General features: G+C 68.4%; 26 protein-coding genes. 12 read left to right on the top strand and 14 right to left on the bottom strand.

Features of this window, described 5'->3' with window-relative positions:
• The first annotated feature begins 47 nt into the window (after window positions 1–47).
• Both EV650_RS25515 and EV650_RS25510 read left to right on the top strand, forming a co-directional pair.
• Entirely contained in the window at window positions 48–683 is a 636-nt protein-coding gene (locus EV650_RS25515) for a DUF624 domain-containing protein (RefSeq protein ID WP_238174442.1), read from the top strand.
• Between the two features lie 62 nt (window positions 684–745).
• Window positions 746–2221: a DHA2 family efflux MFS transporter permease subunit gene (locus EV650_RS25510; protein WP_134121535.1), complete on the top strand. Its 1476-nt coding sequence runs from the start codon at window positions 746–748 to the stop codon at window positions 2219–2221.
• A 50-nt stretch (window positions 2222–2271) separates the two neighbouring features.
• On the opposite strand, the gene EV650_RS25505 is transcribed toward EV650_RS25510, so the two are convergent.
• Entirely contained in the window at window positions 2272–3396 is a 1125-nt protein-coding gene (locus EV650_RS25505) for an alpha/beta hydrolase family protein (RefSeq protein WP_134121534.1), read from the bottom strand.
• 155 nt (window positions 3397–3551) lie between these two features.
• Between EV650_RS25505 and EV650_RS25500 the strand changes: the two genes are divergently transcribed.
• Window positions 3552–6128 carry a Tex family protein gene (locus EV650_RS25500; protein ID WP_305000025.1) on the top strand — a complete coding sequence of 859 codons (2577 nt, stop codon included), beginning with the start codon at window positions 3552–3554 and terminating at the stop codon, window positions 6126–6128.
• A 350-nt stretch (window positions 6129–6478) separates the two neighbouring features.
• Here the strand turns inward: EV650_RS25500 and EV650_RS25495 are convergent, their stop codons facing one another.
• Window positions 6479–7252, bottom strand: coding sequence for a GNAT family N-acetyltransferase (locus EV650_RS25495; protein WP_134121532.1), 774 nt, complete (start codon window positions 7250–7252; stop codon window positions 6479–6481).
• Window positions 7253–7379: 127 nt separating this feature from the next.
• A complete protein-coding gene (locus tag EV650_RS25490) occupies window positions 7380–7787 on the bottom strand; it encodes a helix-turn-helix domain-containing protein (protein ID WP_134121531.1) in 408 nt (135 codons plus the stop codon).
• Window positions 7788–7849: 62 nt separating this feature from the next.
• Here EV650_RS25490 and EV650_RS25485 point away from each other — a divergent pair, with 62 nt between their 5' ends.
• The 3 genes from EV650_RS25485 to EV650_RS25475 all read left to right on the top strand — a co-directional run bounded on the left by EV650_RS25485 (window position 7850) and on the right by EV650_RS25475 (window position 9867).
• Window positions 7850–9028 carry an MFS transporter gene (locus EV650_RS25485; RefSeq protein WP_166678265.1) on the top strand — a complete coding sequence of 393 codons (1179 nt, stop codon included), beginning with the start codon at window positions 7850–7852 and terminating at the stop codon, window positions 9026–9028.
• 333 nt (window positions 9029–9361) lie between these two features.
• Window positions 9362–9547 carry a hypothetical protein gene (locus EV650_RS25480; protein ID WP_134121529.1) on the top strand — a complete coding sequence of 62 codons (186 nt, stop codon included), beginning with the start codon at window positions 9362–9364 and terminating at the stop codon, window positions 9545–9547.
• Entirely contained in the window at window positions 9544–9867 is a 324-nt protein-coding gene (locus EV650_RS25475) for a hypothetical protein (RefSeq protein WP_134121528.1), read from the top strand. The genes EV650_RS25480 and EV650_RS25475 overlap by 4 nt, the downstream gene beginning before the upstream one ends.
• Before the next feature lie 136 nt (window positions 9868–10003).
• Here EV650_RS25475 and EV650_RS25470 read toward each other — a convergent pair whose 3' ends face one another.
• Window positions 10004–10720: a hypothetical protein gene (locus EV650_RS25470; RefSeq protein WP_238174441.1), complete on the bottom strand. Its 717-nt coding sequence runs from the start codon at window positions 10718–10720 to the stop codon at window positions 10004–10006.
• Between the two features lie 467 nt (window positions 10721–11187).
• Window positions 11188–11988: a methyltransferase domain-containing protein gene (locus EV650_RS25465; RefSeq protein WP_238174440.1), complete on the bottom strand. Its 801-nt coding sequence runs from the start codon at window positions 11986–11988 to the stop codon at window positions 11188–11190.
• Between the two features lie 89 nt (window positions 11989–12077).
• On the opposite strand from EV650_RS25465, the gene EV650_RS25460 reads away from it, so the two are divergent.
• A complete protein-coding gene (locus tag EV650_RS25460; protein ID WP_134121526.1) occupies window positions 12078–12935 on the top strand; it encodes an aminoglycoside phosphotransferase family protein in 858 nt (285 codons plus the stop codon).
• Here EV650_RS25460 and EV650_RS25455 read toward each other — a convergent pair.
• From EV650_RS25455 to EV650_RS25445, 3 genes are all read right to left on the bottom strand, one after another.
• Window positions 12927–13670, bottom strand: a complete 744-nt coding sequence (locus EV650_RS25455; RefSeq protein ID WP_134121525.1) for a phytanoyl-CoA dioxygenase family protein — start codon at window positions 13668–13670, stop codon at window positions 12927–12929. The two genes, EV650_RS25460 and EV650_RS25455, sit on opposite strands and share 9 nt — an antisense overlap.
• Before the next feature lie 40 nt (window positions 13671–13710).
• On the bottom strand, window positions 13711–15126 hold the full coding sequence (locus tag EV650_RS25450) for an alpha/beta hydrolase (RefSeq protein ID WP_134121524.1): 1416 nt from the start codon (window positions 15124–15126) through the stop codon (window positions 13711–13713).
• Window positions 15127–15187: 61 nt separating this feature from the next.
• Entirely contained in the window at window positions 15188–15550 is a 363-nt protein-coding gene (locus EV650_RS25445) for a nuclear transport factor 2 family protein (RefSeq protein ID WP_134121523.1), read from the bottom strand.
• A 112-nt stretch (window positions 15551–15662) separates the two neighbouring features.
• On the opposite strand from EV650_RS25445, the gene EV650_RS25440 reads away from it, so the two are divergent.
• Both EV650_RS25440 and EV650_RS25435 read left to right on the top strand, forming a co-directional pair.
• Window positions 15663–16457: a helix-turn-helix domain-containing protein gene (locus EV650_RS25440; RefSeq protein WP_134121522.1), complete on the top strand. Its 795-nt coding sequence runs from the start codon at window positions 15663–15665 to the stop codon at window positions 16455–16457.
• Entirely contained in the window at window positions 16454–16957 is a 504-nt protein-coding gene (locus tag EV650_RS25435) for a DinB family protein (RefSeq protein ID WP_134121521.1), read from the top strand. The genes EV650_RS25440 and EV650_RS25435 overlap by 4 nt, the downstream gene beginning before the upstream one ends.
• 38 nt (window positions 16958–16995) lie before the next feature.
• On the opposite strand, the gene EV650_RS25430 is transcribed toward EV650_RS25435, so the two are convergent.
• Together EV650_RS25430 and EV650_RS25425 are read right to left on the bottom strand one after the other, a co-directional pair.
• A complete protein-coding gene (locus EV650_RS25430) occupies window positions 16996–18042 on the bottom strand; it encodes a hypothetical protein (protein ID WP_134121520.1) in 1047 nt (348 codons plus the stop codon).
• Window positions 18042–18557: a SigE family RNA polymerase sigma factor gene (locus tag EV650_RS25425; RefSeq protein WP_134121519.1), complete on the bottom strand. Its 516-nt coding sequence runs from the start codon at window positions 18555–18557 to the stop codon at window positions 18042–18044. Before EV650_RS25425 ends, EV650_RS25430 begins: the two co-directional genes overlap by 1 nt.
• Before the next feature lie 154 nt (window positions 18558–18711).
• Between EV650_RS25425 and EV650_RS25420 the strand changes: the two genes are divergently transcribed.
• Together EV650_RS25420 and EV650_RS25415 are read left to right on the top strand one after the other, a co-directional pair.
• Window positions 18712–19911, top strand: coding sequence for a DUF8814 domain-containing protein (locus tag EV650_RS25420; protein ID WP_134121518.1), 1200 nt, complete (start codon window positions 18712–18714; stop codon window positions 19909–19911).
• A gap of 185 nt (window positions 19912–20096) precedes the next feature.
• Window positions 20097–20345 (top strand): hypothetical protein, encoded by a 249-nt coding sequence (locus EV650_RS25415; protein WP_134121517.1) that lies wholly within the window; start codon window positions 20097–20099, stop codon window positions 20343–20345.
• 295 nt (window positions 20346–20640) lie between these two features.
• Here the strand turns inward: EV650_RS25415 and EV650_RS25410 are convergent, their stop codons facing one another.
• The 4 genes from EV650_RS25410 to EV650_RS25395 all read right to left on the bottom strand — a co-directional run bounded on the left by EV650_RS25410 (window position 20641) and on the right by EV650_RS25395 (window position 24794).
• Window positions 20641–21171 carry a hypothetical protein gene (locus EV650_RS25410; protein WP_134121516.1) on the bottom strand — a complete coding sequence of 177 codons (531 nt, stop codon included), beginning with the start codon at window positions 21169–21171 and terminating at the stop codon, window positions 20641–20643.
• Window positions 21168–21701, bottom strand: a complete 534-nt coding sequence (locus tag EV650_RS25405; RefSeq protein WP_134121515.1) for a SigE family RNA polymerase sigma factor — start codon at window positions 21699–21701, stop codon at window positions 21168–21170. The genes EV650_RS25410 and EV650_RS25405 overlap by 4 nt, the downstream gene beginning before the upstream one ends.
• A 21-nt stretch (window positions 21702–21722) precedes the next feature.
• Window positions 21723–23063, bottom strand: coding sequence for a GGDEF domain-containing protein (locus EV650_RS25400; RefSeq protein WP_134121514.1), 1341 nt, complete (start codon window positions 23061–23063; stop codon window positions 21723–21725).
• Window positions 23064–23234: 171 nt separating this feature from the next.
• Window positions 23235–24794, bottom strand: a complete 1560-nt coding sequence (locus EV650_RS25395) for a helicase HerA-like domain-containing protein (protein ID WP_134121513.1) — start codon at window positions 24792–24794, stop codon at window positions 23235–23237.
• Window positions 24795–24993: 199 nt separating this feature from the next.
• On the opposite strand from EV650_RS25395, the gene EV650_RS25390 reads away from it, so the two are divergent.
• Entirely contained in the window at window positions 24994–25287 is a 294-nt protein-coding gene (locus EV650_RS25390) for a type II toxin-antitoxin system VapB family antitoxin (RefSeq protein ID WP_134121512.1), read from the top strand.
• The last annotated feature ends 27 nt before the right edge of the window (window positions 25288–25314 follow it).

Below are 25314 nucleotides of genomic sequence, written 5' to 3'. Positions count from 1 at the left end.
GTGATCATACGATCAAGGCACGCCCGGACGGAACGAGGAGGCGATCGGTGGCTGTCCCCCCTGCTGACGGAAGTACCGGCCGGACCGGCACGGTGCTGACGAAGCTGGCCGTCGTCGGTGACCTGCTGATGCTGCAACTGGTGTTCCTGGTGATCAGCCTGGGCATCCTGACCCTGTTCCCGGCCGCGTTCGCGCTGCAACGGGTGCTGCCGGACGCGATCAGCCAGGAGAAGCCGAAGCTGATGCGGCGGTTCTTCCGGGAGTTCCGCTGGGCGATGAAGCAGTTCTGGCTGTCCGGGTTCGCGTTGTACGTCGGTGGCCTGATGCTGGCCTTCGGCATCTCGTTCTGGGCGTACGCCGCTGGTCCGGCCCGGGTGTTCGCGCTGCTGGTCCTGGTCCCGCTCACCGGGTTGGTCCTTGGGCTCTACCTGAGCGGTCTGGCAGTACTACCTGCCGCGGCTGCCGACGCGACGATGAAAACGCTGTTCCGGTCGGCGAACCACTTCTTGCTGAGGAAGCCGATCCCAGTGGCCGGTGGAGTCGTCGTACTGCTCACCTGGTTCGCTCTGGCGTCGCAGGTGCCGACTCTGCTCGTCATCGGGTCCGGACTGGTCCCGGCAGTCACGGCGTACATGCTGTCTCGGACGCGTCGCGAAAAAACTTCTGACGACGTGTCAATCTGAGCTCCTTCAGTTCGACGTATGGGTGTAAGGCCCAAATACGACGAACTGCAAGGAGATCCGAGATGTACGCGACGACCGACACCCAGGCGACTTCGCCGGCCGCGCGGGGCGGCCGCTCGCGCTGGCTGGCTCTGTACACACTCTGCGCCGGCATGTTGATGATCGTGCTCGACGTGACCGTGGTGAACGTGGCCCTGCCGGCCATCCAGGACAACCTCGGCTTCACCAGCTCCTCACTCGCGTGGGTAGTGAACGCTTATCTGATCGCCTTCGGCGGCCTGCTGCTGCTGGCCGGCCGGCTGGGCGACCTCCTCGGCCGGCGGAACGTCTTCACCGCCGGACTGATCGTCTTCACCGCCGCCTCCGTACTGTGCGGGCTGGCGCAGACGCAGGAGATGCTCGTCATCGCCCGGTTCATCCAGGGCGTCGGCGGTGCGCTGACCTCCGCAGTGATCCTCGGCATGATCGTGACGCTGTTCCCCGAGCCGCGGGAGCAGGCCAAGGCGATCGGCGTCTACGCGTTCGTCGCGTCCGCCGGTGGGTCGATCGGTCTGCTGGCCGGTGGCGTCCTGACGCAGGCGATCAGCTGGCACTGGATCTTCTTCGTGAACCTGCCGCTCGGCGTGCTGACCGTAGTACTCGCACTGAAGCTGATCGAGAAGGACAAGGGTCTGGGCATCGGCAAGGGCACCGACGTACCGGGTGCGGTGCTGATCACCGGGGCGCTGATGGTCGGTGTGTTCACCATCGTCAAGCCGGCTGCCGAGCTGGGCTGGACCGCTCCCCGGACGCTGACGCTGGCTGCCGTGACGCTGGTACTACTGGCCGCCTTCGTGGCCCGTGAGGCGACCGCGGCGAACCCACTGGTGCCGCTGCGGATCTTCCGCTCCAGGACGCTGACCGGTGCGAACCTGATCCAGGCACTGTCCAGCTCCGGGATGTTCGGGATCTTCTTCCTCGGCTCGCTGTACCTGCAGCGGGTGCTCGGGTACGACGCCCTGGAGATCGGACTGGCGTTCCTGCCGACCACCGTGGTGATGGGACTGCTGTCGGTGAAGTACTCCGAGAAGCTGGTCATGCGGTTCGGTCCGCGCCGCCCGCTGATCGTCGGACTGTCGCTGATCGCAGTCGGACTGGCCCTCTTCACCCAGGCTCCGGTCGGCGGCAACTACTTCATCCACGTCCTGCCGGTGCTGGCCCTGCTCGGCCTGGGCGGCGGCATCTGCTTCCCGGCACTGATGGGCCTGTCGATGTCCGACGTGAAGCCTGAGGACGCAGGCCTCGCCTCCGGCCTGATCGGCACCATGGGCGAGGTCGGCGCCGCCCTGGGCCTGGCCATCCTGGCAACCCTCTCCGCCACCCGCACCGCCGCCAGCACCAAGCCCGCCCTGGAGGCCCTGACCTCCGGCTACCACTTCTCCTTCGCAGTAGCCGCCGCCATCGTCGCCGCCTCGGTAGTCGTCGCCATCACCGTGATGCGCCCGGCCAAGCAGCCGGCCGAGTCAACCGACCGGGAACTGTGCCTCGAAGCCGCCTGACCCGTACGCCGCACTCCCCGGGACCGCTGTGGTCCCGGGGAGTACTGCTGTCACCGGCAGTACGCGACCTCTGGGTAGTGCGTGGAGGGCTTTGCCAGCAGGGGCTGGTGTTGGCCGCGCAGGGTTTGGTTGAAAAAGGCTTCTACGTAGGTCCTGGTGACTGCCTGCGTGCGGGTGCCGCTGGTAGTGGCGCCGATGTCGAGGCCGTACTGGTCCGAGAACAGGCCGACGTCGGTGAACGACGCATGCACTGTGCCGGCCACCTCGAGCCAGCGCTTCCAGCCGGTCAGCTGCGGCCAGTCCTTGTCCCAGGACGGGACCGGCAGACAGGCGGTGCCGCCGCGCGCGTGGCTGATGAACAGGACCGGCCGGGACAGCCCGGAGACGGGGACCGGGTTCGTGGTCACGCCGTCGACATCTACACCGGCGCGGATGCGTGGATCGGCGACCATGGCCGGGATGGAGCTCGCCCCACCGGCGGAGTGGCCGGCCATACCGATCCTGGATGGGTCGATGAGGTCGGAGCCACGCCAGGCCGGGTGCCGACCGGTCAGCCGGTCGAGCACGAACGACACGTCGGTAGCCCGTGTGTCGCCCACCTTCGCCCAGAACGCATCGTCATGGGTCAGGTCGCAGGTCGCACACGTGGTGAAGTGCCCGTCGGGGAAGCTGGTGCCGGAGTCCTCGTAGGTGTCGCCGACCAGCGCCACGACGTACCCATGACTCGCCAAGTCCTCCGCCAGCGCGGTCAGCGTGCCACGGGGGTTGCTGTACCCCGGCGACAGCACCACCAGCGGCAGACTGTGCCGCCGACCCACGGGCCGCGCGTTCTGGACGGAGTTGGTCCGCGTACGGGCCAGAGTCTCGGGCGGCAGGCCGGTGCCACTGCCGTCCAGCAACGCGGCCGACTCCTCCGGCGTCATGTACTGCGCCTTTGGTCCATGACTCGAAGCCGCCGGGTAGTACAGCGACACCATCAGCTCCCGGTAGGGCACCGACGACACCCACGGGTCAGGACGGGAGGTGTCCTTCAGATACAGCGACGTACTGCCGACCGGCGCCGAGCCCGTCGGTGCGGGCAGGTAGGGCGCCGGAGTCGGGTCTGTCGCAGCGGACGCGACAGACGTGGTGGACAAGGCCATAGCCAATGCGGCGAGCACCGCGAGACCGCGCATGAGTTCTCCTCAGCTATCTATTTAACTATCTGAATAGCACTATAGCTGAACCCGAGAACCGGCGGCTTTGTCCACAGGGTGAGGGGATCGAGTTTCGGGGTGGGGGTGAGATGGGGAAGGATGTGAGTCCGACGGGGCGACAGGATGCTCGTCGGGTGTTGTCGGTAGAGGGGAATCGGACAGTGGTGCAGTCGGTCGAGCAGCGGATCGCCGAAGAGCTGGAAGTCGGGGAAAACCAGGTGCGGGCAGCGGTGGCGCTGCTGGACGAGGGGTCGACGGTCCCGTTCATCGCGCGATACCGCAAAGAGGTCACCGGGATGCTCGACGACGCGCAGTTGCGCACGCTCGAGGAACGCCTGCGGTATCTGCGTGAGCTGGAGGAGCGCCGGCAGACGGTGCTCGAGTCCATCGAGAGTCAGGGCAAGCTCGACGAGGCGCTGAAGGCGTCGATCCTGGCGGCGGACACCAAGTCGCGACTCGAGGACATCTACCTCCCGTTCAAGCCCAAGCGTCGTACCAAGGCGATGATCGCCCGCGAGAACGGCCTCGAGCCGCTCGCCGACGGGCTAATGGCCGACCCGGACGTGGAGCCGATCGCGGCGGCAGCGGTGTTCGTGAACGCCGAAGTACCGGATCCGCAGGCGGCGCTCGACGGCGCCCGGGCGATCCTGGTCGAGCGGTTCGCCGAGGACGCCGACCTGATCGGTGAGCTGCGCGAGCGGCTGTGGACGCAGGGCCGGCTCGCATCCGCGGTGCGCGAGGGCAAGGAGACCGAGGGCGCGAAGTTCTCGGACTACTTCGACTTCGACGAGCCGTTCACCAAGATGCCGTCGCACCGGATCCTCGCGCTGTTCCGCGGCGAGAAGGAGGACGTACTCACGGTCTCCGTCGAGCCGCTGCCCGCCGGCGTGGCAGCCGACGGACCGACGGAGTACGAGACGACGATCGCCCGCAAGGTCGGCGTGGAGAACCAGGGCCGTCCCGCCGACAAGTGGCTGGTCGAGACGGTTCGCTGGGCCTGGCGGACGAAGATCCTGGTGCACCTCGGCATCGACCTGCGGATGCGGTTGCGGCAGGTCGCCGAGGACGAGGCGATCCGGGTGTTCGCGGCCAACCTGCGCGACCTGCTGCTGGCCGCACCGGCCGGCACCCGAGCCACGATGGGCCTCGACCCGGGCTTCCGCACCGGCGTCAAGGTCGCCGTCGTCGACGCGACCGGCAAGGTCGTCAACACCGGCGTGATCTACCCGCACGTCCCGCAGAACCAGTGGGACAAGTCGATCGCGACCCTGGCCCAGCTGGCCGCCGCGCACAACGTCGACTTGATTGCCATCGGCAACGGTACGGCGTCCCGAGAGACGGACAAGCTGGCCGGCGAGCTGATCGCCAAGCACCCTGAGCTCAATCTGACCAAGGCGGTCGTGTCGGAGGCCGGTGCGTCCGTCTACTCGGCATCGGCGTTCGCCTCTCAGGAGCTGCCCGGGATGGACGTCTCGCTGCGCGGGGCGGTCTCGATCGCGCGCCGGCTGCAGGACCCGCTGGCCGAGCTGGTGAAGATCGACCCGAAGTCGATCGGCGTCGGGCAGTACCAGCACGACCTCCCGGAGAACTCGCTGTCCCGCTCGCTCGACGCGGTCGTCGAGGACTGCGTGAACGCGGTCGGCGTCGACCTCAACACCGCGTCCGCGCCGCTGCTCACCCGCGTCTCCGGCATCACGCCCGGCCTGGCGGACAACATCGTCCTGCACCGCGATCAGAATGGTCCGTTCAAGTCGCGGACCGCGCTGAAGGAGGTCGCGCGGCTCGGGCCGAAGGCGTTCGAGCAGGCGGCGGGATTCCTCCGGATCCCCGAGGGCGACGACCCGCTCGACGCATCCAGCGTGCACCCCGAGGCCTACCCCGTCGTACGGCGGATGCTCGACGCGACCGGGTCGGACGTGAAGTCGTTGATCGGGTCGTCGGAGTTGAAGCGGCTGAAGGCGGCGGACTTCGTCGACGAGATGTTCGGCCTGCCCACCGTGACCGACATCCTGGCCGAGCTGGAGAAGCCGGGCCGGGACCCGCGGCCGGCGTTCAAGACCGCGGTGTTCGCCGAGGGTGTGGACAAGCTCGCCGACCTGAAGCCGGGGATGAAGCTGGAAGGCCAGGTCACCAACGTGGCCGCGTTCGGCGCGTTCATCGACATCGGCGTACACCAGGACGGACTGGCGCACGTGTCCGCGCTCTCCAAGACCTTCGTCAAGGACCCCCGCGAGGTCGTCAAGCCAGGCGACATCGTCATGGTCAAGGTCCTCGAAGTCGACATCCCCCGCAAGCGAATCTCACTGACCCTCCGCCTCGACGACGAACTCGGCTCGGGCCCCCGAACCCCAGGCACCCAAGGCGGCCGCGGCCAAGGCCGAGGTCAGGGTGGCCAAGGCGGTCAGGGCGGCGGGCCGGGCCGTCCGGGCGGCGAGGGCGGCAACCGCAGCCAAGGCGGCCGAGGCGCCAACGGGTCAGGCGGTAAGGGTCGTGGTCCCGGCGGTTCAGGTGGACAGGGCGGTCAGGGTCGTGGGCCTGGCGGTTCAGGCGGCGAAGGTGGGCAGGGCGGTCGCGGTGGCCAGGGTGGTCGCGGCGGTAACCGTGGTCCGGGAGGTAAGGGCGGTCAGGGCCGCGGCAACCAGCCCGAGACCCCGATGGACGAAACCTCCCTCGCCGACGCCTTCCGCAAAGCAGGCTTCACCGTCCGCTGACCTCGGGCCGCCACGCGGAGCACGTTCCGGCTACGCTCGCGGACCCGCTGCCGGCCGAGCCACCCACCGCGCTGGCGACCACAGACCGCGCCGGCCGCACCTACTCGGGTCTGGAGACAGCTACTGGGGTCTGGAGACAGGCTATTTCCTGTCTCCAGACCCCAGCGCCTGTTCACAGGCCCGTGAAATGTTCGGCCTACCAGCGCAAAAGGCCGCCGCAGTCCACCCGAGCCGCGTCGGTCGGCTCGTCAGCGGAGGCCGGCTCGTCAGCCGCGCCGGCCTCGTCGGCGGAGGTCGGCTGGTCAGCGGAGGTCGGCTGTCAGCCGTGCCGGGCTCGTCAGGTCGGCTGGTTAGCGGAGGTCGGATAGGTGGCCTTCTGGGTCGCCTAGGTGGACTGCGGTGGCTTGGGGGGTGTAGCCGAGGCGGCGGTAGATTCGGTCGGCGCCGTCGTCGCCGGGAGTCAGCCAGGCGAGAGTTGCTCCGCCTAGCTCGAAGGCCTTCTGCGTGGCGTACGCCGTTGCGATCGCACCGAGTCCGCGGCGCCGGTGGCTGTGGATCGTGGCGACTCCGGCGATCTCCGAGACCTCGTCCGCGACTGCGGTCCACGCTGCCGTTGCTGCCGGTACGCCGTCCACGTGAACCAGGACCGCACCGCCGTCGGCGGGATCCGGCTTGTAGACGAAGGCGGCGTCCATCTCGTACGCGTCCGTGGAGACTGCGTTCGCGACAGCCTGATCCTCCGCGGACTCCACGACCTTGACCGTCACGCCGTCCGGGAGTTCGGGGACGACCAGGTCGGCTGGTTCGAGGACGAGTAGCGGGAGGTGCGACACGATCGTCATTCCGTTGGCTGCGAGCGCCTCGGCCAGGCCAGGGTTCGCCTCGTCGACCAGCTCCGCGTGGACCCATCGGCCTTCGGCTGCGAACGCCTGGCGGATCGTGTCGAGTGCCCATTCAATCTCGCTCGGATCGAACGGTTGGCCGGGCTCGGCCGCGAGTACGCCGGACAGGTACCAGGCGTCCTCGTCGTGCAACAGGCCGGCCAGCGGTCCGGCGATCACCTGCCGCTTCGAGCGCGCCGATCCGGTCAACTGGGCCGCGGCAATCCGCGTACCGATCTCCATAACCCCGGACCCTACGTGCGCCGACGCCAGCAAGCCGGACCAGGCCAGCAGGCAGGCGAGCCGACGTAGGTCGAGCAGGTGATTGAAGTCGGGTCGCGAGCCGAGGCGGGCGACGAGGTGGTCGACGTCAGGTGGCGAGTTGGAGGAGATCTAGGAGGCGGGTTAGGTCGGTGGGGGTTGGAGGGCGGCCTAGGAGGAGGGCGAGGGAGTCGAGGGTGGCGATTAGGTGGCGGCGGGTGGTGGCGCGGGATCTGGTGCCGGCCAGGGTGGCGACGAGCTCGTTGACTCGGTCGACGCCGGAGACGAGGTCGGCGCCGACTGATGGTTGCGGGGGCGGTGGTTCGTCGGCGATCCGGACCTCGAGCTGTGCGCCCAGCGCGGTCGCGAGTCGGTCGAGGGCGGAGACCGTGGGGTTGCCCCGGCCGTTCTCCAGGTTCGCGATGTACGGGACGGACAGGCCGGCATCGACGGCGACCGACGCGATGGTGCGTCCGGCCGCCTTGCGACGGTCGCGCAGTACCTCACCCAACTCCATGAACAGTATCTTCACAGAACACTCTTGCGGATGTCTATTCCTTGAGGATAGATTCCGGCGGCGTGAGGGACTTCCGGCGACTCTGGCTCAGCGGCGCGGTGTCGGGCATCGGCTCGTGGCTGCTGGTGGTGGCGATCCCGTTCTACGTGTTCACCTTGACCGGCTCGGCGGTGGCCACCGGACTCGCGTTGGCCTTGGAAGCCCTTCCCGCACTGATCGTCGGGCCATGGGCCGGCATGCTGCTGGACCGGTGGGATCTCGCGCGGGCGATGTGGATCGCGGATCTCGTCAGCGCGGCCACGGTGGCACTGATCCTGTTCGCCGACCGGGATCATGTCTGGCTGATCTACCTCGCGATCCTGCTCGAGAACAGCGCCACCACAGTGTTCCGACCCGCCGCCCGCGCCCTACTCCCAGCAGTCGTCGGGACGGGCAGCGAGCTGGCAACAGCCAACGCGGTGAACGCCGTCACCAGCAGCGCGATCCGGCTCGCCGCGCCACCGCTCGGCGCACTGCTCCTGGCCGGCCCCGGGATCAAGTTCGTCCTCGCCGTCGACATCATCAGCTATTTGTTGTCGGCGGCAATCATCACCACGGTCCGTACCCGCCGGCACGCGACCACCGGCGTACCACCGCGACCACTTGAAGGGCTCCACACCGTCGTACGCAACCGAGCGCTTCGCGGCATCCTCGTCGGCCAGACGGCGTTCCTCACCGCGAACGCAGGCCTGACCGCGCTCCTCGTGCCGTTCACCGTCGACCGCCTGCACGCCCCCGGGTACGTCGTCGGCTACCTGATCTCCGGCCTCGGCGCCGGCTACCTGGTCGGCGCGGCCCTGAGCAAGAAAGCCGCCACCTGGTTGGGAATCCGCGAGCTGCTCACGCTCACCCAGTTCGTCACGGCATTGGCGTACTTCGGACTCTTCAACGCCCCGACCATCCCGGTGGCTGTAGCCGCCGCGGTCCTGATCGGGCTGCCCGGCAGCATCCTGCTGATCACGGTGGAAACCACGATCCAGCGGACCGCGCCGTCGACCACCCTGGCGAGCGTCGGCGCCCTCTTCTTCGCCGCCGACTCACTGGCACTGTTGATCGGTGCTCTCGCTGCCCCGGCGATCACACTGGTCCTCGACCTACCCCTCACGCTCAATCTGATCGCAGTGATCGCCGTCGGCGCGGCAGCTCTCACCCTGTTCGTCGTACCGCGTCACCCGGCCAGCTTCACCCGGACTCCGACCTGAGCGCGGCTAGGTTCGCCGTATATCGGTGCGTGAGCGGGCAAGTGCAAACGGTTAGCAGGTCGTCATACATTTTATCGCTGCTCGAATAGCCTGGGCGTCGCTGAATCGTTATCTGCATATTGCTGCGAACATTCTTGACAGGTTTCCCAGGCGCCTCGACGCTCGGCTGGAGACGGCGTTGACCTGCGGATTCGTAGGGTTTCCCTACTCTGCGTTAGGCCTCTGTAAAGGTCCCTTCCAAAGTGTTCCGAAGGCACCCCGCATGCTGTGTTCTTTACTCAGGGCCGGACAAAGCCGTTCGGCTCTGAGACCGAGACTGCAGAAGGAACCGCGATGACCGAGACGCTGGAGACCCCCGCAACGCACCGTCGGGTGCGGGTCTGGTTCGGCGCTCATCCGATCGCGGACCACACCACCAGTGTGGAGCAGGCCGGGCAGTACGAGGAAGCCATGCGTCGGCGGTTCGCCTCCCTCCGGGTGACGAGCGAGCCGGTGCTGGTGGGTATGGCAGAACAATGACCACCCGGCCGACGCTGCTCGGGTATGTACGGGCCGACGCGCTGAGTTGCGCGGAGGAGCTGGCCGCGGCGACCGATTCGCTCGCCGCATTCGCCAGCGCGGAGGGGTTCACCCTCGGCACCGTCTACACCGAGCGCGACTCGGCCGAGTCCGCCGCGTTCCACGCACTGCTCGAAGAGGTCCGCCGGTCCGAGGTCCGCGCGGTCGTCGTACCAACGATGAACCACCTCGGCATCGGCGCACCGGCGGCGATGCGGCAGCACCTCGAGTTCCACCAGGCGCAGGTCTGGGCGGTCGACTCGGTAGTGACAACTCCATAAGCAAGCGGAGCTGACGTCTTGACCCCTGCATCGGCGTCGGTTCCGCTCTCCACCTCCACAGCTGCACCGGGGATGCCCGGGCGGTAGTGGACCAACAAGGCCCCACCGGCTGCTACCGGTGGGGCCTTGCCCACATCTAGGCCACGATCGTGTAGCCGTACCGCTTCATCACGGCGGCGACGGAATTGTTGAAGATCCCGGTCACCTCCAACTTGAAGTGCAGCTGCACCTTGCGGATCACCCGCTGGAAGTGCAGGTGCCACGGCACACCGACCGCCGGGACGGTCTCGGCCTTGGTGATCGCGCCGACCCTCGGGTGCGCCGCCCAGGCGATCACCCGGGCCCGGTCCGCGCCCCAGACGCCGGCCATCGCGTCATGCGTCCGTGCGTACGCCATCGCCGCCAGCGAGATCGTCGAGTCCGGCACCGGGTCCTTCGGCGGGTGTGCCTTCAGGTACAGCTCCCAGGTCATCCCGTAGTACCCGGCCGGGCCGTCGTCCTTGCCCCGGTTGGCAAGCCCGTTCCGCTTCCGGTGGTACTCCGCTACCTGGTTCGCAGCGCCTCGGGACAGGTCCTTGTCGCCGACCGCGATCCCGTGCACGTGGTACGGCCAGTTGCCTTGCGCCGGGGTACGCAGCCAGGCGGCGAACCCGACCTGCCGGAGCGCCTTCACCACCGCGACCCGCTGCGCGGCGCTCTTCGTCCGGACATCGACGTCGACCGCCCCGCCGCCGTCATGGGTGCCGGCCGAGGCCTCCACCCCGCCGGCGTTGTACGACCCCTGCAGGATCGCGAACTTCGAGTGGTACAGCTGCTCGGCGGCCTCGACCATCGCCACCGTGCGCTTGTTCATGGCGAACCCGCGCCACTTAATCCTTGCCTCAGGCATCTTTCTCACCGACCGCCGTACCGATGATCAGGTCCGCGTCCTCGGCCGCGCCGAGCGCCTCCAGCTGGTCCAGCTCGTCATCGGTCAACTCGTCGTCGAACACTTCCGGCATTGCTGTTCCTTCCCCCTGTGCGTCCGCACGCCGACCCCCGGCGTACGAAATCGCCGTCCAGCCTAGGTGGCTGCTAGGTCAGCAACCAGCGGCGAAGGTTTGAGGAACGTGAAGTTTTCCGTCCGGTCTGCGTGCCGGGGGGTGTGCGGACCCGGGTCCTGGGGTACCTCTAGGTGGTCCCGCGGTTCGGTCAGTGCCATTCGGGCATGGGTGGTGTTCACCGAGCCGCGAGTTCTCCCACTGAGGGGCGGGAGAACGACCGGGCCGGCGGGTGTGTCTCTCCCAGGATGCACCCGCCGAGTTCGGGCAATGAGGGCCTTCAGAGTGCGGACGCGACGAACAGGTACCGGTTCAGGCTGAAGAAGTAGCTCGCACCGAGACTCCGCAGATCGTCCGCCCACGAGCGCGCCTCCTCTTCCGTCACCCCGGCATGACCGGGTACGAACGCCGACACGATGTCGATCAGGCCCGCGCTGTACGAGCGGTCGTCGTACCCCGTATTGAGGATCGGCACCACCTGCTGGTGGGTCGGCGTGAAACCGGACTTGTCCAGTACGTCGGCCAGCGTCCGGGGCAGATGTGGATCGGCCAGATGATCCTCGAACGCGGTCAGTACGCGCGCCATCCGCCCGTCGTCGCTCGACCGCCACACCGCCGAACCCCAGTCGGTGTCGAGCAGTACGACGCGACCGGCCGGCCGGAGTACCCGTCGTACCTCCTCCAGCGCGCCGGCGATGTCGTCGACGTACTCGAAGACCTGGGTCGAGACCACCACGTCGAAGCTCTCCGCCGGGTGCGGGATCCGCGCGACCGAGGCCAGCTCGAGCTCGATACCGGGCCCGCCCGGTACGTCGGTCCTCGTCCCCGCGATCGCGAGCATGCTCTCGCTGACGTCGATCCCGCAGATCCGCCCGTCCGGTCCGACCTCGGCGGCCATCTCCGCCGCCAGCAGTCCTGGTCCGACACCGACGTCCAGCACGCGGTCCCCCGGCCGCAATGCGAGCGCCGCCCGTACTACCCGTCGCTGCTCGACTACATCCGGCGTCGTGTACACCGACTCGATCTGCCGGGAAACCTCCGGGTCGAACTGCAACCCGTCCACCTCAACCTCTCCGCCCATGTCCCACATCATGGTCCGCGATCCCGTTTCCGGGGAGGCCTTCTGAAAATCAAGGGGCATGCCCCGGGTTGCCCCGCTACGGTTTCCGGGTGATCGAGCTGCCCAAGACGTTCCTCGAGATGCCACGTTGGTGGACCGAAGGGCAGGCCTGGCTGGAGTCGCTGCCCCGAGCCGTCGACGAACAGTGCCGTCGCTGGAACCTCGCGATCGCGGGCCCGATCGCCCACGGGTCGAACGCGATCGTCGTTCCGGTCGTGCGCGACTGCGTGGAGCTCGCACTACGGATGTCGCTGCCTGGGGACGAGATCACGCAACACGCCCGCGCGCTGAAGTGGTGGGACGGCCGGGGCATGGTCCAGCTGTGGGACGACGACGCCGAGGCCGGAGCGATGCTGCTCGAGCGGCTCTCGACACCGTTGACGACGCGGCCGATCGACGAGGTGATCGCCATACTCGGGCAGCTGATGCGCCGGCTCGCCGTACCCGGGCCGGATGACGCGCAGTCGACCGCCGACCTCGTGACGTCCTGGTCGGCTGAGCTGGAGCCGCAGTGGGAGCGACTCGGCCGCCCGTTCGACGTCGCGATCCTGCGCGAGGCGCTCGACGTCGCCCCGACCGGGACCACGTCGACCGCGGCGGTCAACGGCGACTTTCATTCCGGCCAGGTACTCGCGGGGCACCGAGAAGAGTGGCTGACCGTCGACCCGGTGCTGTATCGCGGCGACATCGAGTTCGACCTCGGTCGCGTGTTGTGGTGGGACCTCGACAAGATGACCGACATCGTCCCGTACTTCGATATCGCGGTCCGCGAAGCCGGTCTGGACCGGGACCGGGCGCGCGACTGGGTGATCTGGCGGACCGTCGGCTACTGGCTGTGGGGACTGTCCACGGGTCTGACCGAAGACCCGGTGCGCTGCGCCCGGCTGGTCAATGCCCTGTCACGATGAAGCAGCTGCGAAGATGAAGCGGCTGCGCATCATCCGCGGGCTGTCAGCCGCGTTCGGCGCGATCGAGTGCAGGATCCACGGATGTGTCAGGTACACGTCGCCCGCCTGACCGGTGAGCTCGACCACCCGGACCGGTAGACCGTCGAGCTCGGCCGGCGCCATCGGGTCCACCGACCGCTCCTCCGAGGTCAGGTTGCGGAACCACGGATCCGATCGCAGCACCTGATCCCGGACCGCCTTGAACTCGCGCTCCTCAGTCGTGGTCAAGAACCGCGCGATCACCTTGTGTGAACCCGCGACCTGCGGCGTCCCGCCACCACCCGGCTCGAGATCGCCTAGCAACGCCCAGATCTTCACGGCCTCCGTCGGCGTCTCGAACCCGACGTCGGTGTGCCACTGACGATGCGGCACCGCCCACGGCACGCCCTCCGGCATGGTGACGAGAACCTGTCCCTGATGCCTCGGCTCGAGCCACTCACCGAGCAGCCCGTCGAGCGCCGATCGCACCGACGGTCCCAGCACCGCATTTGCTGTACGCGAAGACTTGGTGGTCTTCAAACCGGTCGGTCGCAACGGCGTCCAGGTCGAACGGTCGTCGCGATCCATCCCGTGCCGCTCCGACAGCTCGTGCCACAACACGTCCCGCATCCGCGCGGCCTCGTCGGTGGAGAACGCGGACGGGATCTTCACGATCCCGTCGCGCTCGAAGACTTCCAGCTCTTCGGCAGTGAGCATTCATCAATCCTGCGCTCGACCACGTGGAGCTTCCACCCAATTAACAGCTCCCGGTCGGCAGCTTTCCTTCCAGCAGGTACGTCGTGATCCGGTCCCGCGCGCAGTCGGAATTCAGGTATGCCGTGTGTCCATAGACGTCCGCGGTCAGCAGCCGGCTGTTGTCGATCTGCCGCGCCAGGCTGCGCGCGTTCACGACCGGAGTCGACGGGTCGTGCAGCGTCGACGTGATCAGGATCGGCGCCGTACCGTGCACCGGCGTCGCTTGCCACGGGTTGCTCGGCGGGATCGGCCAGCCGGAACACGCGGCCGTGATCGCCCAACCCTCGACGGCCGCACCAACCCGCGGTGCGACCGCCTTTGCCAGTGCGAGTCGGGCGCGCGCATCGGCGTACCCGTGCAACTCGCCGGGCAGGTCCATGCAGGACACGGCGGCGTACGCCGTCTCGGGGTCGCCGAGGTAGCTGAGGTTCGCGAAGTCGGTGCCGTCGCCCTTCGCGGCCTTGGCCAGCGCGGTCGCGAGGTCCGCCCAGTTGTCCGAGACCATTGATGTCAAGGGCAACAAACTGGGCAACGCCATCCGGATCGCGTCACCAGTCACGGGCCCGTTCGGACCGGTCAGCGGGGTCTTGTCGGCCTTGCGGACGGTCGCGGCGTACACCTTGCCGACGTTCTGGCCGTGCAGCGCGCACGACGTGTCCGTGTCGCACCAGGCGGAGAACCGGTTGAACCCGTCCTCCATTGCCTTAGCTTCTTCGATCGTCAAGCGCGTCGCACCCTGCTTGTGGTCCAGGATCCCGTCGAGCACCATCCGGCCGACCCGCTTCGGGAACTGCTGCGCGTAGATCGTGCCCAGGTACGACCCGTAGGAGATGCCGAGGTAGTTGAACTTCGACTCGCCGAGCGCCGCCCGGATGGCATCCATGTCGTGGGCGACCGTCCGCGTGTCCAGATTCCGCATCAGATCGCCGTGCTGCTTCAAGCACTGCTCCCCGATCGCCCGGCTCGAAGCCACCATCGCGTCGTACTGCGCCTTGGACTTCGGAAACACCGGTACGCCGGGTCGCAGCACCGGACCGCAGTCGAGCTGGCTGCTGCTGCCCGTCCCGCGTGGGTCGAAGCTGACCAGGTCGTACCTGTCCCGGAACTGCGGCAGGAACGCGTCCGCGAGCCCCGCGGCGAAGATCGAGGCGCCCGCGCCGCCCGGCCCGCCCGGGTTGAAGAACAAGGCGCCGAGCTTGTGCGCCTGGTCCTTCGCCGGGACCTTGGCGACGAAGACCTTCGTCGTCGGGCCGGACGGTTTCGACCAGTCCAGCGGCACGGTCAGCGTCACGCACTGCTCGACCGCGCCGGGCTTGCACGCCTTCCAGTCCAGGGTTCCCGCGGCGGCCGCCGTACTCATCGGAACGGCGGCCACCAGCACGGCCCCTGCTATTGCCCCAGCCAACGATTTCCACATGCCCGCCAACCTAGGTGGTGGGCGGGGCAGGTCGGCTGGTATGAATCAGCCGACGCGCGCCTCAGTGCTCCGGCGCGAAATCGTGGAAACCGACCAGCTTCTGGATCTTGCCGTCGCCGTCGAGCACGACGATGTCGGTGCCGCCGGCCACCGGCTCCTGTCCCTCGACCTTCAGGTGCCAGGTCCAGCGCAGGTAGCCGTGGTGCTCGTCGATGTCGCCGATCCGGACGAAGGTCAGGCCGGGGAACATGTGCTGCGCGGCGCCGACCAGCTTGTTCAGTTCGTCGTGGCCGGTGGTCTCGAAGCTCGGGTCCTGGAAGGTCGCGTCCTCGGTCCAGGTTCCGGCGATCAGTTCGGCCCGGCGGTCGGCGTCGGCTGCGTTCCAGGTCGCGAAGTACTGGTCGGCGAGAGCGGTGGCGTTCATGGTGTTTCCTCCTTGAAAGGTTTCGGTGACCAGAACCTTGCCGCCACGCCGGCAGACCGTCGATGACGTCTGAGGTAATGGAGATGTCTACGCGAACAGTTACGGTCGATGCATGGCAGCCACGATCGATGAGACCTTTCAGCGGCCGGTTGGCGAGCTTCTCCGCGGCTGGCGGGAGCGGCGACGGCTCAGTCAGCTAGAGCTGGCGAACCGGGTCGAGGTGTCCACCCGGCACGTGAGTTTCGTCGAGACCGGGCGGTCCAAGCCGAGCCGCGAGATGGTGCTGCGGTTGGCCGAGCATCTCGACGTACCGCTGCGGGACCGGAACCAACTGCTGCTGGCCGGCGGGTTCGCGCCGATCTACACCGAGTCGTCCCTGCATTCGCCGGCCATGCTGGCGATCCGGACCACCCTGCGCCGACTGCTGAAGGCGCACGAGCCGTACCCGGCGCTGGTCGTCGACCGCTGGTGGAACATCGTCGAGTGGAACGCCGGGATCCAGATCTTCACCGGCGGCGTCGACGAGAAGTTGCTGCAGGCACCGATCAACGCACTCCGGCTGACCCTGCACCCGGACGGCCTGGCCCGGCGGATCGGCAACGTCGCCGAGGTCCGCGCGACCGCGCTCGCAAGCCTGCAACGCCAGGTCACGAGCACCGCCGACCCCGAGCTCCAGGATCTGTACGACGAACTCCGCGAGTACGCCGCCGACGACAAGCCGACGCAGCTGGGGCCGGAAGGGCCTGTCGTCCCGTTCCGACTCATTCACGACGGCCATGAGCTCTCGCTGCTGACGATGATCGCGACGTTCGGTACGCCGCTCGACGTCACGGTGTCCGAGCTGATGATCGAGTCGTTCTATCCGGCCGACGACGCGACCGCCGCCTACCTGAGGACCCTCTCGTGAAGCCGGCCAGGGACGTTGCCGACACGATCGAGCTGCATCTGGAGTACCTCGATCGGTACCGCGGCATCATCGAGGAGAAGCTGACGGGGCTGAGTTACGCCGACCTGCGCGGCAGCCGCCTGCCGTCAGGCTGGTCGCCGCTGGAGCTGCTGAAGCACTTGGTCTTCATGGAGCGACGCTGGCTGCGCTGGGGCTTCACCGCCGAGCAGGTCGAGCAGCCGTGGGGTGACTCGGCCGACAACCCCGACGGCCGCTGGACGCTGACGCCGGACGACTCGCTCGAGAGTCTGCTGGCTGAATTGCACGCGGGTGGTGAGTTCACTCGCCAGGTGGTCAGCGGAGCGGACCCGGCGACCATCGCGCCGGCGGGTGGGCGGTTCGGGATCGACGACCGGCCGACGCTGAACTGGATCTTGTTCCACGTGCTGCAGGAGTACGCGCGGCACGCGGGCCACCTGGATGTGGCCCGCGAACTCGCGGATGGGGCCACCGGCGAGTAGACCTGCAGGGTTGGCCTACTCGCCGGTGGCGGGATGCCCTACCGGCCGGGGGAGGGGTGGCCGGTGGGGAACGTGGTCGGGACGGTCGGCGTCGGGAAGCTGGGCTTCGAGGACGGGATCGTCGGCAACGTCGGCTTCGTCGTCGGGATCGACGGCTTGGTCGGCAGCGTCGGCTTGCCCGGGTCGACCGTGACCTTCACGGTGACAGTCGGGATGCCCTTCGGCGCGGTCGGCTTCGTCGTCGGCAGCGACGGCTTGCCCGGAAGGCTCGGCAGCGTGGGCTTCTGAGCGGTCGGCTTCGCAGTCGGTACGCCGCGCACGCAGTCCGGCAGACTCGGCTTCGCCGTCGGCAAAGACTTGACCGGCAGCGAAGGCTTCGCGGGCAGGGTCGGCTTCGCCGGGAGAGACGGCTTGCTCGGCAGCGACGGCTTGCCGGTCGGCAGCGTCGGCAGAGTGGGCTTGGCCGTCGGCAGGCTCGGCTTCACCGGCAGCGAAGGCTTCGCGGGCAGGGTCGGCTTCGTCGTCGGGATCGACGGCTTGCCCGGCAGCGTCGGCTTGGTCGTCGGCCAGGTGGGCTTCGTGGTCGGGATCGACGGCCTACCAGGCAACGACGGCCGGGTGGTCGGCAAGCTCGGCTTGCCCGGAAGCGTGGGCTTCGCGGTCGGCAGCGACGGCTTGGCCGGAAGAGTTGGCTTCGCAGGCAGGGTCGGCTTGGCCGGCAGGGTCGGCTTCGAGGGGTTGTTCGGGTCGATGGTCTTGTTCACCGAGACCGTCACCTTGGGCAGCTCTGGCTTGGCCGGCAGGCAGGTCGGGTCGACCGACGGCGCCTGCGGAGCACCGGTCGGGACCACCACCGGCACCGGCGGCTTCCCGCCACCGGCCAGCAGGTTCTTCACCGGGGCCGGGCCGCCGACCGCGGCGGACACCGTCGCAACGGTTCCGGCCAGGGCGGTGACGCCCGCCGCGGCCAGTCCACGACGCAGCCAGGTCAGGCGCTTGCCGCGCCGCATCAGGTCGGCCGCATCCGGCTGCCACGGGTCGATCTCGTACGTGAGCGCGTCGCGTACCCGCTTCTCGTCACTCATCAGTTTCCTCCAACTACGCTGTCGATCAGGTCGGGTGCCAGACGCAACTTGGCCAGGGCCCGGGAGGCCGTGCTCTTCACGGTCCCGGCCGCCATGCCGAGCAGCTCGGCGGTCTCGGCCTCGGAGAGATCCTGCGAGTAGCGCAGCGCGACCACGGCTCTCTCCCGGACAGTCAGACCTTCGAGGGCCGAGAGCACGGCCTCCCTGGTCTGCACCTCCCCGGCGAAGTCCGCCACCGCTCGCTGGTCCCAGTCGTTCTGCACCGGGTCACTGGGTACTTCGTTGTTCCAGCGCCGGCGGGCCTGTGAGAGGAACCGATTGACCAGCACCCGTCGTACGTACCGCAACGGGTCGCCGTCCAGCCGATGCCATTTCGGATAGGACCGCATCAACGCTTGCTGCACCAGGTCCTCGGCGGTGTGCCGATCGCCGCACAACATCTCCGCGAAGCGGAGCAAAGGGGTCGACTGCGCCAACACGAATCGCTCGAAGTCGGCGTCCGCGGTCCGGGTCATCGATTCTCCTCAGCCTCTGTCACACCGGTCCAAACCCGCTGAGTGACCGATCGGGTTCTGTTTGGTCAGGAGAAATTTATTCACGGGCTATGCAGAGGCAGTGTTTGTTTGTCACATTGGGTGCACACGCCTTCACCGCCCCGGAGGTCCGCCCATGCGTATCACCCGTACTGCCCAGCTCGCCGCGTGTCTGGTGGCGACCGCCGCGATCTTTACAGCGGCTTTGCCGAGCAACGCCGAGCCCACCAATCCAGTCGCCGTCGCGGCCCAGCCGGTCGCCGGATCGAGCAACGTCAAGGTCGACGGCAGCCGCATCATCCTCGGCGACGCCCCGGCCGCGTTCGGCTCGACGAAGATCAAGCAACGCTCCGGTCTGGCTGAGCTCAGCCCGGTCCACTTCGCCGTACCGACGTCTGCGGTCGTCGTCGGCTACACGACCGGTACGCCGGACGGTTCGTCGGCGGAGGTCGACGTACGGTCCTGGTTGAACGACAGGTGGTCCGAATGGACTGCAGCCGCCGCAGGTACGCCGACTGCACTGGCTGGCGCCAGCGATCAGGTGCAGGTCCGGATCATCGTCAGCGCGCCGCCGACCGGCGCCAACCCGTGGGTCGGCGACGTCACCGTCCAACCCACCGACAAGGCGGCCGCTCCGCGGATGAGTGTTCAGGCCGCACCGCTGAAGTCGCATGTCTTCGCGACCCGAGAAGGTCTGGTCGGCGGTACGACGGCCAACGGGCACGTGATCGTCAGCCGCGATCACTTCGTCGCGCTGCCGTCGCGGCGCGGACTGTCCGGCAGCGGATCCGGGACCTACTCGGTCAAGGTCTGCACGGCCTCGCGCTGCGCGTTCGAGCCGGTGTGGGATGTCGGGCCGTGGAACACCAAGGACGACTACTGGAACCCGAGCGCGACCCGGGAGATGTGGAAGGACCTGGCGCAGGGCAAGCCTGAGGCGCAGGCCGCGTACCAGAACGGCTACAACGGCGGGAAGGACGAGTTCGGTCGGACGGTCGCCAACCCGGCGGGTATCGACCTTGCGGACGGTGTGTTCTGGGACGCGCTGAAGTTGGCTGACAACGGGTTCGTGGACGTGACGTACCTGTGGACCGGCGACGGCGGGCGCGGGACGGTGTCGATCTCGTCCGGGTACCTGAACGTCCGCAACGCACCGAACTCGACCGGCGCGGTCGTCGGGATGGCCGGCAAGTCGGCGCAGGTCACCGTCGAATGCCAGACGACCGGCGAGAGCGTCACCGGCTCGCAGGGCACCTCCAACGTCTGGCTCCGCGTCAACGCCGGCATGTACGTCGCCAAGGCATGGATCTCAGCCGCCTCCTTCGCCACCTGCTGAACCGCCAGGCCATCACAATCGCGCGCTCGGCGTGGCCCGCCCCTTCGGACCACGCCGAGCAGTCAATTGTGATGGCCTGCACGTCCGCCACTCACCAACGTCCAGCAACGCAACGGCCGCACGCTCACCGAGTTGCTCAGCAGGCGTGCGGCCGGCGTTTGATCGGTGGCGGAGGTCCGGGCTACTTGCCGGTGGGCGAGGCCGTCGGCGGCTGGGTCGGCGTCGGGCGGACTGCACGTGGCGGCTGGGTCGGCGTTGCTCGCGGTGCCCAGCTCGGTGCGACGGTCGGCACCGGCGTCGCGTACCGGGTCGGAGTCGCGCCCGGCGACCTCGTCGGCACCGGCCTCGGGTACTGGCTCGGGGTCGCGGTCGGCGGCACCGGCCTCGGCACCCTGCTCGGGCTCTCGGTCGGCGTCGCCACACTGGACGGCTGACTCGGGGATGCGGTCGGCGTCGCCACGCTTGGCGACTGGCTCGGGGTTGCGTCGGGTGCGCTCGGGGACGCGGTTGGCGTTGCGTTGACCGGCGTACCTCCGTCGCCGTCGGTCGACCCGCTGCGCGCCATCGCCGTACCCGCGACGGCGACCACCACGACCGCAGCCGCGACTCCGCCTATCACCAGCCGGGTCACGCGGCGGTTCCGTCCTAGTTCTGTCATCGTTGCTCTCCACAACCTTTTCGGCGTTCGGTCGGGCTGAAGGACGCGACCCGACCCGGAAAAGGTTCTGGTCAGCTGGGAGTGGACGTCGGCGGCACAGTCTGCGGAGTGGTGGTCGGAATCCTGGACGGCACCGGCGGCGGAGTCCGGCCGAACTTCGGAGTCGGCACCGCCGTCGGCGACTGAACCGTCGCCGGGCTCGACGGCGGACTGGACGGCGGACTCGACGGCCTCAGATTTGTCGGCCCCGGAGTAGTCGGCACCGGACGCGTCGGCGTCGAGAGCGTCGGCACAGGGCTCGTAGGCACTGGGCTCGTGGGCACGGAGTTCGAAGGCGTGGGATTCGTCGGTGCCGGGACGATCGTCGGCGCCGGCCGGGCGGGCTCGGGTCCGGACCCCTGCATCCGGCTCCAAGCAACCCCCGCGACGGCCCCGGTAACGAACGCCACCACGGTGACCGACGCCGCGACAGCAGCCAACCCCCGGCGCTGGCGGCGGCGCTGTGCTCCCGCGATCACCCGGGCCGGGTCGAGCGGCGTGTCCTGATCGCCCGGCGCCAGCAGCGTCCGGAGCTCGTCCTCGTCGAGGATCTTGTCGTTCATGTTCGCTCCCCCACCGGTACGCCGCTCAGCTCGGGAGCAACGCGCAGTTTCGCCAAGGCTCGCGCGTTGGCACTCTTCACCGTGCCGACGGCGACGCCGAGGACCTCTGCGGTCTCGCGTTCGGTCAGGTCCTCGACGTACCGCAGCGCGACGACGGCACGTTCGCGACGGCTCAGTGTCGCGAGCGCCGCCCCCAGGCCCACTCGCCGGCTGACCGCGCCGGACGGGTCGTCGACCACCGGGCCGAGGAACAGATCCAGCTCGGTGGCGCCGCCACTCGGCCGCTCCCGCCACGGCCGACGACGTACCCAGGAAAGGTGCTGGTTGACCACGGCCTGCCGGACGTACGCGAACGGGTCTGCCATCTCGATCCGGTCCCAGCGCAGGTACGCCTTCTCCAGCGCGTTCTGCACCAGGTCTTCCGCGAGGCCGGCATCGCCGCAGAGCATCCGCGCGAAGTGCACCAACCGCGCGGATCTGGCCAGCACGAACCCCGTGAAGTCGTCGTCACGACTCCCCGTTGCCGCCATCAGCGCTCCGTCCTGCCGTCCTCACCTCACAGGACGCTGGACCGGGGCCAAAGGTTCTGCTGGTTCCGAGAATTGTGTGGACGCGGTCAGCCGGGGCAGCGGGATCGTGTCGGCGGCCAGGCGGACCCGGTTGCGGCCGGCGGCCTTGGCGGCGTACATCGCGCGGTCGGCGCGGAGCAGCAGGTCGTCGACGGTCGACCCGTCGGCCGGGTAGACGGCGACGCCGATGCTGACCGTGAGCAGGAACGTGTCCGGGTCAAGATCCGGGTCGTCGAGGACGCCGGCGCACATCGCGGCCAGCGGGCTGGCGGCGACCGCGTTGCGGAGGCGGTCGGCGGTGACCGTCGCCTCGTCCAGCCCAGTGTCCGGGAGCGCGATCACGAACTCCTCGCCGCCGAACCGGCCGATCACGTCCTTCGCCCGGATCGCGCTGCGCAGGATGGTCGCGACCGCGCGCAGGGCTTCGTCGCCGACCAGGTGCCCGTGCCGGTCGTTGACCAGCTTGAAGTGGTCGATGTCGATCAGCAGGACCGCCATCGGTTCGCGCTGGTTCCGCGCCGTACGCAACATCTCTTCGGTACGGCGGCGCCACCAGTCGACCCTGGTCAGGCTGGTCTTCGGATCCGTCTGCGCTTCGGTCTCCAGCTGCCCGAGAAGCAGTGCGCGCTGCGCAGTCAGTGTGATCGGGATGGCGACGAACGCGAACCAGGGGCTGATCAGGCAGGCGGCCGCGAGCAAACAACCGAGGGTGGCGGCGGTCGCGTCGGTGCACAGGTCGTCCAGGCCGCCGACCGCCTCGCGGCGACTGCTGCCCGGGATGATGAGCGAGATCGCGAGCCCGCACAGCACGGTGTCAGTGGCGACGTACGCCGCTGCTGCGCCGATCATCGAGACGACCAGACCGAGGTCGCTGTGGCCGGTCGCGTCCTGGAGCGAGACGAAGACCGCGTGCGCGGCGCCGACGGCGAGCACGTGCACCGCCGTCGAGAAGGCCCAACGGTACGGGATGCACTTGCCGGCCCGGATCCGCCACCAGATCCGGAGCAGGACCGCGACCAGGATCGCCAGCGCCGGATGCAGGATGACGGCGGCCGCGATCATCCAGGCCGGGGCGAGGTCCTTGTGCAGCGCACCGCCACGCCGCCGGCGGCTCTCCACCCGGCGAGCGCCCTCGACCGAGATCAGCGCCGAGACGGTCAGCGCGAACACGACATCCAGGCCGCGCCAGTCGGGACGGTCGGTGAACGCCTGCACGGCGTACCCGATCGCGGCCAGGTCGACGAGCACCACGACGACGAACGCCGGGACCGTCAGGGTCCAGAGCGCCCAGGAACGTATCGCTCGCCTACTCTGCGCAACCATCACCTCACACGGTACGACGAGTCAGCGCAAGGTCCCAATCGGTGACGGCGCGGCTGTGGATGACGACTTGGAAACGATCGACAATCGACGCCGATTCAGTCGTTTGATCAACAACCACTACAGGTTTTCCCTTGCGGGGAAGGGAAAACCTGAAAACTCTTCGGACTCGGATCAGCGCCGGCGGGCGGCGCCGAACAGACCCCGGACGATCTCCCGGCCGGCCGTGCGGGCGAACTGCTTGAAGGCACTCGAACCCACCACCTGCTCGACCATCGACTTCTCCTGCTTCTGCGCCCGCGGCCGCTCCTGCTGCTGCGATCGCTCGGCCTGCTGCTGTGCCTTCTCTTGGGCCTGCTTCTCGGCCTCGGCCTGCTGCGCACCGGCCTGCACCTTCGCCGCCAGGATCTCGTACGCCGACTCGCGGTCGACCGCCTGCGAGTACTTCGCGTTGTTCGGCGACCCCTGCACCGCCGCGGTCATCTGCTCCGCGGACGCCGGCGCCATCAGTGACTGCGGCGCCCGCAGCCGGGTCCAGGCGACCGGCGTGGGCGCGCCCTTCTCGTTCATCACCGTCACGATCGCCTCGCCGATTCCGAGCTGGGTCAGCACCTCGCCCAGGTCGTACGACGAACTCGGGAACGTCGACACCGTCGCCTTCAGCGCCTTCGCGTCGTTCGGCGTGTGCGCCCGCAACTGGTGCTGCACCCGCGAACCGAGCTGCGCCAGTACGTCGTCCGGCACGTCCTTCGGCGTCTGCGTCACGAAGAACACGCCGACACCCTTCGACCGGATCAGCCGGACGGTCTGCGCGATCGCCGACAGGAACGCCTTCGAGGCGTCCGCGAACAGCAGGTGCGCCTCGTCGAAGAAGAACACCAGCTTGGGCTTGTCCACGTCGCCGACCTCGGGCAGGTCGTGGAACAGGTCGGCCAGCAGCCACATCAGGAACGTCGAGAACAGCGCCGGACGGTCCTGCAGGTTCGGCAACTCGAGCAGCGAGATCAGGCCCTTGCCGTCCCGCTGCTGCAGCAGGTCCGCGGTGTCGAACTCCGGCTCCCCGAAGAACGCCTCCGCGCCCTGGTCGGCAAACCCGATCAACGACCGCAGGATCACGCCCGCGGTCGCCGCCGACAGCCCGCCCAGCTCCTTCAGGTCGTCCTTGCCCTCGTCCGAGGTGAGGTGCGTGATGACGGACCGCAGGTCCTTGAGGTCGAGCAGCGTCAGCCCGGCCTTGTCGGCGTAGTGGAAGATCAGCCCGAGCGACGACTCCTGTACGTCGTTCAGCCCGAGCACCTTTGACAGCAGTACCGGTCCGAACGACGTGATCGTGGCCCGGATCGGGATCCCGGTGCCCTGCCCGCCGAGCGCGTAGAACTCGGTCGGGAAGCCGGTCGGAGTCCAGTCCTGACCGATCGCCTTGGTCCGGGCCAGCAGCTTGTCGCTGCTCTCGCCCGGCTGCGAGATCCCGGACAGGTCGCCCTTCACGTCGGCCGCGAACACCGCGACGCCGGCCGCCGACAGCTGCTCCGCCATCAGCTGCAGAGTCTTCGTCTTACCGGTACCGGTCGCACCCGCGACCAGGCCGTGCCGGTTCATCATCCCGAGCGGGATCCGGACCGTCGCCTCCGGTTTCGGCTCGTCGTCGACCAGCAGCGCGCCCAGTTCGAGCGCCGGCCCATCGAACGCGTACCCCTGCTTGACGGTCTCCACGACGTCGCCTGACTCGGCCATCTCAGCGTGCCTTTCCCCGGTTGACGGAACTCCCGGTCGGCATGCTAGTCCTCCGCGATCACCCGGATCGTGACCACACGCGTCGCGCCATCCCTGTAGGACGTTCCGACGGCCTCAAAAGGTTGAGTCGAACACCGGACTATTCCGGTGATATTCATGACCTCCTCCTGAGACCTGTAACCCCGCTAGACTTCGGGGGGTGATCTTCAAGCGCGTCGGGGACGACCGGCCGTACCCGGACCACGGGTTGCGGCCGAAGGACTGGTCCTCCCTGCCCCCACGGCAGGTGCGGCTTGACGAACTGGTCACGACCAAGGGCACTCTGGACCTCAACGCCCTGCTCGACGAAGACTCGACCTTCTATGGCGACCTGTTCGCGCACGTCGTGGAGTGGAAGGGCGACATGTACCTCGAGGACGGTCTGCACCGCGCCCTGCGCGCGGCGCTGCAGCAGCGTCTGGTCCTGCACGCCCGGGTCTTGGTCGTGGACTGACCCATGTCTGCTCACGGGGGGTTGAGC

The sequence above is a fragment of the Kribbella kalugense genome (assembly GCF_004365875.1).
Taxonomy (GTDB): Bacteria; Actinomycetota; Actinomycetes; order Propionibacteriales; family Kribbellaceae; genus Kribbella; species Kribbella kalugense.
Note: the sequence above shows the minus strand (reverse complement) of the source record. Positions and strands in the feature narration are given on the sequence as shown.